This window comes from Streptomyces sp. NRRL S-646, from assembly GCF_000720765.1.
GTDB lineage: Bacteria > Actinomycetota > Actinomycetes > Streptomycetales > Streptomycetaceae > Streptomyces.
Genome location: NZ_JODC01000007.1, coordinates 712,950 through 725,807 on the forward strand (window position 1 = coordinate 712,950; position 12,858 = coordinate 725,807).

Genomic DNA, 12,858 nt, shown 5'->3' on the forward strand with positions numbered 1-12,858 from the left:
GTGAGGAAACGACCGATGGCCGAGACCGGGCAGCAAGGACCACAGTACGAGCGGTACGAAGGCGGTGGTCCCGAAGCGGAACGGCTGATGTTCGAGCAGCTGGCCGCCGAACTGATGAAGGTGCAGGTCAAGAACCGGCGGGCGGGGGGCGGCGGGATCGCCCGGACCTTCCATGCCAAGGCGCCGGTGGCCGTGGACAACGCGCGGCTGCGCTTCCACGACGATCACCCCGCCGCACTGCGGGTGGGGTTCGCCCAGCCGGGCGCCGAGTATCCGGCGACGGTACGGCTGTCCAACGCGAGCGGGATCCGGCAGGGCGACGGTTCGCCGGACCTGCGCGGGGCGGCCGTACGCGTGCTGGTGTCGGACGAGGAGAGCCACGACCTGCTGGCGACCAGCTATCCCGTCTCGCATGCCCGCAACGCACGGGAGTTCGTCGCCTTCGCGAAGGCCATGGCGGGGGCGAGGAGCCCGGTGCAGAAGGCGTTCGGGCTGTTCGTGAAGCTGCCGCTGGCCGTGGGCCTGGGCACCGCGAACCGGATGCGCCGCAATGTGCAGGCCGCCACCCGGCACACCGTCGACTCCCTTGCCAACGAGACGTTCTGGAGCCGCGGCGCGGTGCTGTGGGGCGAGGCGGGACCGGTGCGGTTCCTGTTCCGGCCCGCGCCCGGCACACCGCCGGCGCCCGCTGCGGACCGCCGGGACGCGGACGCCCTGCACCGGGAGTTCGCGCACCGCCTGGCCCAGGGTGACGTCAGCTACGACCTGTGCGTGCAGCGCTTCGTCGACGAGCGGCGCACTCCGGTCGAGGACGCCTCGGTGGAGTGGAAGGACGGCGTGTCGCCCGCGATCGCGGTGGCCCGGCTGACGATTCCGAGCCAGGACCTGAACACCGCCGAGGCCCGCGCGACCGCCCGCCGGATCGAGGACCTCGCCTTCAACCCCTGGTACACCACGGACGACTTCCGCCCGCTCGGCAACATCAACCGGGCCCGGAAGGCCGCATACCAGGCGGCGAGCGCGCACCGGCTGGGGCTGAGGTTCGTCACCGAGGAGCCGCTGCGCAACCGCATCCTGGGCCGCCCGACAGAAGCGGCCTTCGCGCTGCTGAACCGCTATGTCCCGTGGCACCGGCTGCCGTTGCAGCTGAGCCTGCTGAACCTGGTGTTCCTGCGCAAGGTGCTGCGCCGCCGCAACCTGATCGACACCGAGCCGCGCGAGGCGCCGCCGAGCGCCCAGCGGGTGCCGGCGCCGATCCCGGAGCAGCTGCGCGGGGAGCGGTCGTACGAGGGGACGTACAACGATCTGTCGGCCCCGAAGATGGGCGCGGTGGGCGCCGCCTTCGGCCGCAACCTGAAGCCGGACTACCGCCCGGACCTCTTCGACACCCCGAATCCGGTCACGGTCAGCCGGCAGCTGCTGTACCGCGAGAGCTTCGTGCCGGCGACCTCCCTCAACATCCTGGCCGCCGCCTGGATCCAGTTCCAGGTGCACGACTGGGTCAACCACCGCCGCTACAAGCCCGGCGAGCGCAGCGTCGAGGTGCCCCTGCCGCCCGGCAGCGGCCCCTGGCACAACACGCCCGGCGGACCCGGCGAGAACGTGATGAGGTTCGCGGAGAACGAGGGCATCGAAGTGCCGGGCCGGCCCCCGATCCTCTTCGGCAACAACGCCTCCCACTGGTGGGACGGCTCCGAGGTGTACGGCGAGGACGAGCACACCGCCCGCTTCCTGCGCGAGGCCGACGGACGCGCCGAACTCCGCCTGGAGGACGGCCACCTGCCCGGCGGCAGCAACGGTCACATCCCGCTCACCGGCTTCAACGAGAGCTGGTGGATGGGCCTGAGCGCCATGCACACCCTCTTCGCCCGCGAGCACAACGCGGTGTGCGCCGCGCTGCGCGCCGAGTACCCGGCGATGAGCGAGGAGCGCATCTACCAGACCGCCCGGCTGGTGGTCTCCGCGCTGATCGCGAAGATCCACACGGTGGAGTGGACGCCGGCGATCCTCGCCACCGAGGCGATCGACATCGGCCTGCACACCAACTGGCAGGGCCCGCCGAAGAACTGGCTCAACCAGCTGGGCCTGTGGCTGCTCGACGCGCACTCCCTCACGGGCATCCCGAAGACGCTGCCGGACCACCACACTGCGCCGTACTCGCTGACGGAGGACTTCGTCACCGTCTACCGCATGCACCCGCTGGTCCCGGACGACTTCGAGCTGCGCGAGCACCACTTCGGGCAGCGACTGGAGACGGTGGGCTTCCTGGACATCCAGGGCGGGGCGGCCGAGTCGCAGATCCGCAAGACGGGCCTCGCGAACACGCTCTACTCCTTCGGCATCGCCCATCCGGGCGCGATCACCCTGCACAACTACCCTCGTGCGCTGCAGCAGTTCGAACGTGACGGGGAGATCATCGACCTGTCGGTGGTGGACCTCGTACGGACCCGCCGTCGTGGCGTGCCGCGCTACAACGACTTCCGCGAGGGCCTGCACAAGCCGCGCATCCGCTCCTTCGAGGAGCTCACGGAGAACGCCGAGACCCTGGCCCGCCTCAAGGACGTCTACCGCTCGGTCGACGAGATCGACACGGTGGTGGGCCTGTTCGGGGAGAACCCGCCGGCCGGCTTCGGCTTCAGCGACACGGCATTCCGCATCTTCATCCTCATGGCGAGCCGGCGGCTGCAGTCCGACCGCTTCCTCAACGTCGACTACCGGTCCGAGGTGTACACGCCGCTGGGCATCGACTGGGTGGAGCGGGGCGGCATGAACTCCGTCATCCTGCGGCACTGTCCGGAGCTGGCGGCGTTGCTGCCACGCGCGGCGAGCGCGTTCGCGCCGTGGCGGACGGTGCGAGCGACCAGCGACGGGGACATGCACGGAGGCCGTGAATGAGCACCGTCGACGGTCACCCGGGGCTGGCCGACCTGTTCGGCCGGCCCCTGCTGGACACGGTCTGGCACCGGCGCACCCACCGCGTCAGCCGCGGCGCCTCGGTTCCGGCCGGGTCGATGAGCTACCGCTCCCCGCACACCCAGCAGCCGCTGTCGGAGCTGGAGGAGGCGGTGCTGATCGCGATCACCGGCTGTACGGGCCTCACCATGCCCGACCGGCCCTTCGAGGACCCGCGCGACGGCAAACCCATCATGGCCAAGCCCAACCTGACCATGGCGGGCCGCACCGCGGGCAGCCCCGACAACGCGCAGGGCACCCACTTCTTCATGATCAACGACACGGGGACCTACTACCTGCGGAAGCTGCCGCCGGCTCCCCAGGAACCCTTCGGCGCCGAGACGTTGGCGACACGGGCGGCCCGGTCCAAGGTGAAGGTCCTCGACCACCGGCTCGACGTACCCCGGAACAAGCGGGACTTCCCGGCGTACCTGGACTCGAACCGCTTCCTGTCGAATCTGGCAGGAACGACGGTGTTCTTCCCGGTGGTAGACCTCTCCCATCAGTACATCAACGCCTTGATGTATCTGCTGACCCAGCCGGACGGAGCACGCCCGACGCTGGTGGACGACCGCAACTTCTACCGCCCCGCCGGCGTGAAGAAGTGGGTCAAGAACGGCTTCCTCAACGGAGATCTGAAGCTCCCGCTCGGCGCACTCGGCCCGATGCGCACCCAGATCGAGGCGGACCTGCTGCTGCAGAACCTCATGCTCACGGCGGAGGCCATGGGCCTCGGCGCCTGGATCCACGCGTCGATCAACCCCCAGATAGCCCTGGGCGACCCGAAGTTCTCACGCACGTACGGCAAAATGCTCGGCTTCACCTTCGTCACCCCGCGCTGGCGGCTCGCGGACGTATGGCGCTGGCACGTCCCGCTCCCGGCGTACGCGAACCTGCGCTCCCATCCGGTGGGGCTCACCTCCCGGGACGGCGAAGCCCTGATCGCGGCCGCGTGTCCACCCGCGCACAAGTCGATGTCGGACGCGGTGGATTCGGTGATCAGCGCGAAGTTCGGCACCGGCGGCACCTACACCGACAAGGACGTCTTCACCCGCATCTACAAGGAGGACTACGGGCAGCGCTATCTCGCGGAGGCGAGCGAGTACCAGGAGCGGGTGATCGACTGCGCCCGCGACATCTGCGAGTACGTCATCCGCACCCACCGCAGGTTCCCGGCGCACACGGACGCGATCCACGTCCCGGGTATCTGGCTGCAGACCCATCACGTGGAACGGGAGTACTACGAGCGGTTCTTCGTGAACGGACTGACCGACACCCACCGGCGGCACGCGGAGCTCTGGGATTAGAGTCCCGCTCTGTGGAGATCAACGATCTGACGCCGGCCGAGCAGCAGGTGTGGCGGGCGTTTTCGACGGGGGCGACGGTCGACTTCCTGGAGGGGGCCGACGAGGATGTGGCGGAGGGCGCGAGCTGGGGGCCCGAACGGACGGTTCGGGCAGCCGTGTTGCGCGCCCTTTTGCTCAACGGGCCGCAGGAGCCGGGAGAAGTGGCGGCCCTCCGGCTCTCGGGGGCCCGGATCACCGGAAAGCTGAGCCTCATCTATGCGGGGGTCGACCACGCGGTCCGGCTGAGCGACTGCTACTTCGACGAGGCCCTCGATCTCTATAGCTCGCGCCTGCGTCAACTGAATCTGAGGGGCTCGGTTTTTCCCGCTCTCACTCTCGGCAGTTCGCACATCGACGCGCCGTTGCGGTTGACGGGCTGCCGGGCACGAGGGGTGGTGAAGCTGGGCGGCATGCGGATCGCCAATGCCGTATTTCTGGATGACGCCGAGATCACGGCACCCGACGCGGGGATTCCGGCGCTCCAGCTCAACCAGACTTCCATCGGCCACGACTTCTGGGCGCCCGGACTGCGCGTGCACGGCGAGATGCGACTGACCGGGGCCACGGTGGCCGGCCTGGTCAACCTGGAGCGCGCCGAGTTGCGCGACTCCGGAGGCACCGCTCTACGCGCCGACGGCCTGGACGCGCAGGCTGATGTGCGTGCGCGGGGGCTGCGTGCTCACGGAAGGATCGAACTGCGGGGCGCTCACGTTGCAGGCCGAGTCGATCTTTCGGGCAGCCATCTGTTGAACCCCGACGGCACGGCCCTGCGTGCCAGCAGTGCCGTGATCGGCGAGCTGTGGCTGTACGGGAGCGATCCCATCGAAGGCACCCTGAATCTGCGCCGCTCCCGGATCGAGGTCCTGAACTTCGAACCGGAGGTGCTGCCGGGCGATGTGCGCCTGAACAACCTGAGCTATACGACACTCAACCCGAACAGACCCGCTGATGAGCGACTTCCCATGCTCAAGAACGACGGGGACGGGTATGTCCCCTACGCATACGAGCAGTTGACGAACGCATACCGCCGCATAGGCGACGATCACGCCGCCCGGCTGGTCCAGCTCGCCAAGCTCCGGCGCCTGCGCAGCACCCGCGCATGGTACGGCCGCCTCTGGGGATACCTCCAAGACGCCACCGTCGGCTACGGCTTCCGTCCGCTCTGGGCCTGCGCCTGGCTGCTGTCCCTGCTCGCCGTCGGCTCGATCACCTACACCCTGCACCACCCGCCCGCCCTCAAGCCGTCCGAGGCCCCGCACTTCAACCCGGTCTTCTACACCCTCGACCTGCTGCTGCCAGTGATCTCCTTCGGCCAGGAGGAGGCGTTCGCGCCGGACGGCTGGTACCAGTACCTCGCCTACGCCCTGATCATCACCGGCTGGATCCTGGCCACGACGGTCGTCACCGGCGTGACCAGAACCGTCAGCCGCCAGTGAGCCGCCGCGCGGCATGCTGCGCGGCCAGACGCACGGGTGCGTTCTGGGCGCCGTACCCCTGGTATCCGCCGTCACGCTGGACGAGCTCGAAGAAGACCCGGCCCACGGTCCGCGTGTAGCAGTGCCGGAACTCCCCGTACCGGTCCCGGTCGTAGAGGATCCCGAGCTCGCGATACGTCTCCAACTCCCCCTCGGCGAACTCGAACCGGGCCGCCAGGTCGTCGTAGTAGTTCGCGGGCATCGCCAGCAGCAGCCCGCCCGCCTCGCGGTAGCGGCGCGCCGCGGCCACCACGTCGTCCGTCGCCAGCGCGATGTGCTGGGCATGGACCGTGTCGTCGGCGGGCGCCGCACCGACGGACAGGGCGATACGGACGCTGCCGTCGGCGGCGGTGACGGCACGGCTGCGCAACAGGCCGTAGGGGTCGGCGACGTCCACGCTCTCCTGGGCGGACAGGCCGAGGACGCTGCGGTGGAAGAGGGTGGCCTCGTCGAAGTGGTGCCAGGGCTGGACGAGAGCCAGATGGTCGATGCGCCGCACGCCCGGGGCCACCGGGCCGGCGTGCTCGACCTCCTCGAAGTCACCGCGCCAGTCGGTCAGTTGGGGCCGACCGGTCGCGCAGAAGAACAACTCCGTGCCGTCCGGGGCCGCCACGGCATCCAGCGGGGCGTCCTCGCTCGCCCGACGGCGCGGCAGCACGGGCGCCAGCAGCGCCTCTGCGCGCCGCGCCGCGCCCGCCGGGTCAGGGGACTCCAGACCGATCGCGGCGAGCCCGGTGCCGTCCCGTCGGGCGGCCGGGCCGGTGTTGACGAGCACTCGGGCCTCCCCCGCCTGCCACAGATCGACCGGCTTGCTGCGGTGCCGCGCGGTCCGGACGAGACCCAGGGCCCCGAGCACCTCGCTGACCGGCTCGGCGTCGGGAGTGACCAGCTCGGCGAAGGCAATCCCCGCGGGAACGACAGGGGCGGGCAGTTCGGCCAGCCCAACCGCCTCCTGGAGGACCAGGAGCGACCGCTGCGCGTCCACGGCCGTCGGCCCGGCCTCGGCCTGCCGGAAGACGTCGTTGAAGACCTCCAGGGAGAGCGGCCCGGCATACCCCGTGCTCAGCACATGCCGCACGAGCCCGGCGACGTCGAAGCCGCCCTGCCCCGGGAAGCAGCGATAGTGGCGGCTCCACTGCAGCACGTCCATCGCAAGCAGCGGGGCATCCGCGAGCTGCAGGAAGAAGATCTTCTCGCCGGGAATGTCCTCGATGCCCTTGGGATCGGACCCACGGGAAAGAATGTGGAAGCTGTCGAGACAGGTGCCGAGCGCAGGATGGTCCGCGGTCTCGACAATGTGCCACGCATGGTCGTACGTACTGACGTGCCGCCCCCAGGCAAGCGCCTCGTAGGCGACGCGGATCCCGAAGTCCTCTGCGAGATCGGCGAGTTGACTCAGCTGCTCGGCGGCGAGCGCGTCGTCGTCCACGGCCAGGGGACTCACGCTGGAACAGACGAGGACGGTCTCGGCCCCCAGCCGCCGCATGACCTCGAACTTGTGCCGGGCCCGACGCATGTTGCGCGCGAACTCGTCCTCCGGGACGGCCTCGATGTCCCGCATGGGTTGGTAGAGGTCGATGCTGAGGCCGAGATCGGCACATCGGGCCCGGATCTCCTCCGGCCTGAGGGGACTCGCCAGCAGGTCGTTCTCAAAGATCTCAACCCCGTCGAACCCGGCCCGGGAGGCGGCCGTGAGCTTCTCGGTAAGGGATCCGCTCAAGGAGACGGTGGCGATGGACGTACGCATGGGTCGTGCTCCTTCACACTGCCGGGTACTACAGCGCCCCGACAGGGGCGTGGGGCTGTATCGATATGCGGCTTCGCCGCGTGGGCGCGAGCAACCACGAACAACCCGCAGCGTTCAAACGGCCTTGCTCACCGAGCTCTCGACACCACCAGCCAGCTCCGCAATGTCCGCAAGCATCCGCCCACTGTCGGGCTCCCGCCCGGTGAACAGCCGAAACGCATCCGCGGCCTGGAAAACAGCCATACCGCCCCCGTCCAACGTGGCGCAGCCACCCGCCCGCGCGGCACGCAGCAACTCCGTCTCCAACGGCCGGTAGACCACCTCGGCAACCCACAGGTGGGGGTGCAAGAGCTCCGCAGGAAACGGCAGCCCGGGATGCGCAGCCATCCCGGTCGGCGTGGCATGCACAATCCCGTCGGCCGAGCCGAGCAACTGGGCCAACTGGTCAGGGGCGGCGGCAGCCGCCCGCCCTGCACCGAAGTGCCGATTCAGCCCCGCTGCAAGATCCGCGGCCCGGTCGGCCAACGCATCCACGACAGTGACCCGCTCCGCCCCCAGGGTGAGCATCGCGTGAGCGACAGCCGCCCCCGCACCGCCGGCACCGAGCTGCACCACCCGCTCCAGCGAAGCGTCCGGCAGCCCCCGCGCGAACGACGCGGCGAAACCCGTGACGTCCGTGTTGTGGCCGACGGCGCGACCGTCCTCGAAAACGACGGTGTTGACCGCCCCCAGCGCCTCGGCCTGCGGAGCAAGTGCGTCCAGGTGCTCGATCACCAGCTGCTTGCACGGGTGTGTGATGTTCAGCCCGTCGAAGCCGAGGTCCCGGGCGGCCCGCACCAGGTCGCCGACCGCCTCCGGGGGCACGCCGAGGGTGTCGATGTCGATGAGCCGGTACAGACAGCGCAGGCCCTGCCGGTCCGCCTCCCGCTCGTGCAGCGCCGGGCTGAGCGACGGGCCGATGCCGGAACCGATCAGTCCGACGAGATACGAGTCCTTGGCCACGGGGCCTCCTGAGCCGAGCGCTAATGTACGAACTAGTACGTTAGCTATATCAGCCCGGCGGTTCCCTGGGAAGACCTCGCCGACGCCACCCGGCCCGCCTTCTAGAATCTGCGGCACTGGCCGCACTCCCGAAGGAACCCGATGACCAGCGTCGACGAACCGGCACGACCCAACGGGCGGATCCGCGACGCCGCCCGCACCCAGGCCGAGATCCTCGACGTGGCGACACAGGAGTTCGCGCGGGCGGGCTACGACGGCGCCCGGGTCGACGAGATCGCCGCCCGCACCCGCACCACGAAGCGGATGATCTACTACTACTTCGGCGGCAAGGAACAGCTGTTCACAGCCGTCCTGGAGCGGGCGTACGGCGTGATCCGCGAGGCCGAGCAGAAGCTGGACGTCGAGCACCTGGACCCGGTCGCGGCCATCCGGCGCCTGGCCGAGCTGACCTTCGACCACCACGAGCAGCACCCGGACTTCATCCGCCTGGTCAGCATCGAGAACATCCACGGCGCCGAGCACATCGCCGCCTCCGAGAAGCTGGGCAGGATCGGCTCCCCCGCGCTCGACGTGATCCGCCGCATCCTGGCCACCGGGCAGGAGTCGGGCCTGTTCACGGCCGACGTCGACGCGGTCGACCTGCACGCGATGATCAGCTCCTTCTGCTTCTTCCGGGTCTCCAACCGGCACACGTTCGGCGCCCTGTTCGGCCGCGACCTGGTCGACCCGGCCCAGCGCGAGCACTACCGGACGATGCTGGGCGACATGGTGATCGCGTACCTGACGGCGGACCGCGCGACCGACTGATCACGTTCCGATCACACGCACGACAGCGGCAAGATCCTTCGGCACCACCCCTTGACACCCGGGAAACGTGGGCGCAACATCCGTAGCCAACCGCTACTAACTATCCAGTGGGTTAATTAGCCGGGTAGCACCCGGCGCGGCCGTCCCGTCACCCCAGGGATCCGGCACTTCTCCCCCGCCGCTCACTCCGCTTACGTTGGAGTTCCCTCGAAGGAGCAAGCCGTGTCCGTCCCCGCCGAAGCCGTCGGGCAGCCGAAAAAGGCGGCCACCGCCGCCTGGATCGGCAGCGCCCTGGAGTACTACGACTTCTTCATCTACGGCAGCGCGGCCGCGCTGATCTTCCCGAAGGTCTTCTTCGACGAGTCCGACCCGGCCACCGCGACCCTGCTGTCCCTGGCCACGTTCGGCGTCGCGTACGCGGCCCGGCCCGTCGGCGCGCTCTTCCTCGGCCACTTCGGTGACCGTGCCGGCCGTAAGAAGATCATGGTCTTCACGCTGATCCTGATGGGCCTGTCGACGTTCCTCATCGGCTGTCTGCCCACCCGCGCCCAGGTCGGCACGCTCGCCCCGGTCCTGCTGGTCGCCTGCCGCGTCCTGCAGGGCATCTCGGCGGCGGGCGAGCAGGCCAGCGCCAACTCGATGACCCTGGAACACGCGCCACCGAACAGGCGCGGCTTCTTCACCAGCTTCACCCTCAGCGGCACGCAGGGCGGCCAGCTCATCGCCACCCTGGTCTTCATCCCGGTGGCCGCGCTCCCGGAGAGCCAGCTGCTGTCGTGGGGCTGGCGGGTTCCGTTCTGGGCGAGCGTCGTGGTCGCCGTCGTCGGCTATGTCATCCGCCGCAAGCTGGAGGAGACACCGGCCTTCGCGAAGCAGGCGGCCACCGAGGGGGTCGTGAAGCTGCCGCTGGCGGTGCTGTTGCGTGAGCACTGGGTGGACGTGCTGCGGGTGATCGGCGGCGCGCTCATCGCTTCCGTCTCCACCATCTTCACGGTCTGGGCCCTGGCCTACGCCACCAGCGACTCGGTCGGCATGTCCCGCTCCTCCATGCTGTGGGTGGGCGCGCTCGCCAACCTCGTGGCCCTCGCCGCGATCCCCCTGTGGGCCTCCCTGTCGGACCGCATCGGCCGCCGCCCGGTGTTCCTGATCGGCGCGGCGGGCAGCGCCATCGCCATGTTCGGCTACCTGTGGGCGATCTCGACGGGCAACTACCCGCTGACCCTGATCCTGGGCATCGTGACCTTCGGCATCGTCTACAGTGCCGCGAACGGCGTCTGGCCCTCCTTCTACGGCGAGATGTTCTCCACCCGCGTCCGCCTGTCCGGCATGGCGATCGGCACCCAGATCGGCTTCGCCGTGGCCGGTTTCGCGGTCACCTTCGCCGCGCAGATCGCGGGCCCCGACGGCAACGACTGGTCCTCGGTCGCCCTCTTCACTGCGGCCCTCTGCATCCCACCGGTCATCACCGCCCTCTCGGCCCGCGAGACCCACAGGATCCCGACGGAACACCTGGGCGAGCGCGCCACCCGGGGAGCATCACAGCCGGAAACGGTCACCGCCTGACGCGTCCACGAACGCCCCCGGGCACCGGATGCCCCACCGGCTCCGGCACCCGGGGGTTCCGGCATGCCCGCCCCACACCCACCCGACCGACAGCGCCACCCCCGGCCGCCGACGTCACAGCCGGAGACCGTCACCACCTGACGACACCCCACGCACACCCCGGGCGCCGGACACCCGCACCGGCTACGGCACCCGGGGGCCCGGCATGCTCACCCGGCCGACGCGCCGTCCACACCTCGGCGACGCGCTCCGGCGTGGCCCCCTCCCGAGCCTGCTCGCGCGCCACCGCGCCGGCGGGGCCTGCCGTGCCCTCGGCCTCCGCCGGGGCCTGCCCCGCCAGGGAGGCGATGCCCGGGCTGTCGTGGATCCACCGCCGGTCGTGGATATCGTCCGCGCCCGGCCACAGCAGCGGCACGGGTACGGCGCCGGGGGTCATCCCGTCGGCCGGGGCGAGGTGCTCCGGCCCTACGCCCGCGGGTGACGCGGCTCGTAGAGGCCGACCTCGCCGCCGCCCGGCAGCCGGAAGCGGGTCACGCGGCCCCAGCGCGCCTCCTGCAGGGGCAGGGTGAACTCCACGCCCTTCTCGGTGAGTTCGGCGGTCGTCGCGTCGATGTCGTCGCACATCAGCATCAGTTCGTGCGACGGTTCGCCCTCGGCCGGATGGAAGGCGACCTCTGCGGGCGGCGCCCTGAAGATGAGCCAGCCGTGGCCGGCGTCGACGTGCGCCCAGCCGAGGACGTCCCGGAAGAAGGCGCGGTCCGCCTCGGCGTCGCGGGTGTAGATCACCACATGTGCACCATTGATCACGCGCGGAGGCTAGGTCCCCGGCCCGGGGCACGGCAAGGGCGGCGCGCGGTCGGTCATGTGGAGGAGGCGGCCACGCAGAACTCGTTGCCCTCCGGGTCGGCCATCAGGATGTGGTGTCCGCCGAACTCCTCCAGGACGCTCCCGCCCGCCTTCACCAGGCGCTCGGACTCCGCCCGGATACGGGCCCACCGCTCGTCGGGACTGCCGCCCCCCGGCACGCGGACGTCGATGTGGAGGCGGTTCTTCGCCGTCTTCGGCTCGGGGACCTTCAGGAGGGACAGCCGGGGGCCCACGCCGTCGGGATCGCAGAGCCACGCGCCGTCGTCCGCCGAGTCGTCCTCCGGCAGGTCGAACTGCGCGAGCCACTCCTCGCGCGTGGTGAAGGGAGCGGGCGGCGGCTCGTCGACATAGCCGAGCGCCGTCTTCCAGAACCCGGCGAGGAGCTGCGCGTCCGCGCAGTCAAGCGTGAGATCGAAGGTGGCTGCCATGCGAGGACCGTACTGCGCACCACTGACAGCAGGACCGCCGTCGGAGCCTGATCAGGCGTTCGACCAGCCCCGCTCGCACAACACGAGCCGGTAGCCGTCCGGATCCTCGATCGTCACGCCCCACCGGTTCCAGTAAGGATTGGGCGACGGCACCCGCTTGCCACCGTGCTCCTCCAGCCGGCCCACCAGGTCTTCCGGCACCGGCCCGTCGACGTAGACGACGAGGAGGTCCTCCTCGGTGGGCCGGGGCTCGACGGGCCGCACCGGTTCATGAACGAGTTCCAGGTGCCATCCGGCGTCCGGCCAGCCGAGCATCAGCAGGTCGTGCTCGCCGGGTTCGGAACCGCCCTCGGTCCGCCACACCACACTCAGCCCGAGCCCCTGCGCCCAGAACCGCTCGGCGGCCGCAAGGTCGCGGGACGGGCGGGCGATACGAATGTGGCTGCGGCCGTCGACCGGCATCGTGACCTCTTCCTGAGCTGCGGCATCGTTCCTCGCAGCCTAGGCAGTCCGTGATCCGCGAACCATCGGTCCTCCGCCCTGCGCCCCGGGACCTAGGTCCCCACCCGCCGTTTTCGTCGGCCTTCGGACGAAAGGCGCTGTTGAGGCATCGCGCGCACTGGGGTAATCATGAGGAACCTCCGCGCGCTCCGGCCGGATTCAGGGGCGGC

Annotated in this window: 11 protein-coding genes; 5 read left to right on the forward strand and 6 right to left on the reverse strand. The window is 70.1% G+C overall.

Annotated elements, in window-relative coordinates:
• The first annotated feature begins 15 nt into the window (after nucleotides 1-15).
• From IH68_RS0118705 to IH68_RS0118715, 3 genes are read left to right on the forward strand one after another with little or no spacing between them, the layout of a single operon-like run.
• Nucleotides 16-2,895 carry a peroxidase family protein gene (locus IH68_RS0118705; protein WP_030936540.1) on the forward strand — a complete coding sequence of 960 codons (2,880 nt, stop codon included), beginning with the start codon at nucleotides 16-18 and terminating at the stop codon, nucleotides 2,893-2,895.
• Nucleotides 2,892-4,259: a hypothetical protein gene (locus IH68_RS0118710; RefSeq protein ID WP_030936541.1), complete on the forward strand. Its 1,368-nt coding sequence runs from the start codon at nucleotides 2,892-2,894 to the stop codon at nucleotides 4,257-4,259. Before IH68_RS0118705 ends, IH68_RS0118710 begins: the two co-directional genes overlap by 4 nt.
• Before the next feature lie 11 nt (nucleotides 4,260-4,270).
• Nucleotides 4,271-5,734 (forward strand): hypothetical protein, encoded by a 1,464-nt coding sequence (locus tag IH68_RS0118715; protein ID WP_030936543.1) that lies wholly within the window; start codon nucleotides 4,271-4,273, stop codon nucleotides 5,732-5,734.
• On the opposite strand, the gene IH68_RS0118720 is transcribed toward IH68_RS0118715, so the two are convergent.
• Nucleotides 5,721-7,520, reverse strand: a complete 1,800-nt coding sequence (locus tag IH68_RS0118720) for a bifunctional sugar phosphate isomerase/epimerase/4-hydroxyphenylpyruvate dioxygenase family protein (protein ID WP_030936546.1) — start codon at nucleotides 7,518-7,520, stop codon at nucleotides 5,721-5,723. The two genes, IH68_RS0118715 and IH68_RS0118720, sit on opposite strands and share 14 nt — an antisense overlap.
• A gap of 114 nt (nucleotides 7,521-7,634) precedes the next feature.
• Nucleotides 7,635-8,522, reverse strand: coding sequence for a shikimate dehydrogenase (locus IH68_RS0118725; protein WP_030936548.1), 888 nt, complete (start codon nucleotides 8,520-8,522; stop codon nucleotides 7,635-7,637).
• Nucleotides 8,523-8,663: 141 nt separating this feature from the next.
• Here IH68_RS0118725 and IH68_RS0118730 point away from each other — a divergent pair, with 141 nt between their 5' ends.
• On the forward strand, nucleotides 8,664-9,329 hold the full coding sequence (locus IH68_RS0118730; protein WP_030936550.1) for a TetR/AcrR family transcriptional regulator: 666 nt from the start codon (nucleotides 8,664-8,666) through the stop codon (nucleotides 9,327-9,329).
• Nucleotides 9,330-9,551: 222 nt separating this feature from the next.
• Entirely contained in the window at nucleotides 9,552-10,892 is a 1,341-nt protein-coding gene (locus tag IH68_RS0118735; RefSeq protein WP_030936552.1) for an MFS transporter, read from the forward strand.
• A gap of 130 nt (nucleotides 10,893-11,022) precedes the next feature.
• Here IH68_RS0118735 and IH68_RS57150 read toward each other — a convergent pair whose 3' ends face one another.
• Genes IH68_RS57150 through IH68_RS0118755 form a run of 4 tightly spaced genes read right to left on the reverse strand, consistent with a single transcriptional unit; the run spans nucleotide 11,023 to nucleotide 12,649 of the window.
• Entirely contained in the window at nucleotides 11,023-11,328 is a 306-nt protein-coding gene (locus IH68_RS57150) for a hypothetical protein (RefSeq protein ID WP_030936554.1), read from the reverse strand.
• Between the two features lie 29 nt (nucleotides 11,329-11,357).
• Nucleotides 11,358-11,699, reverse strand: a complete 342-nt coding sequence (locus IH68_RS0118745) for a VOC family protein (protein WP_030936556.1) — start codon at nucleotides 11,697-11,699, stop codon at nucleotides 11,358-11,360.
• Between the two features lie 53 nt (nucleotides 11,700-11,752).
• Nucleotides 11,753-12,187, reverse strand: coding sequence for a VOC family protein (locus IH68_RS0118750; RefSeq protein WP_030936558.1), 435 nt, complete (start codon nucleotides 12,185-12,187; stop codon nucleotides 11,753-11,755).
• 51 nt (nucleotides 12,188-12,238) lie between these two features.
• Nucleotides 12,239-12,649 (reverse strand): VOC family protein, encoded by a 411-nt coding sequence (locus IH68_RS0118755; RefSeq protein WP_030936560.1) that lies wholly within the window; start codon nucleotides 12,647-12,649, stop codon nucleotides 12,239-12,241.
• Nucleotides 12,650-12,858 lie beyond the last annotated feature (209 nt).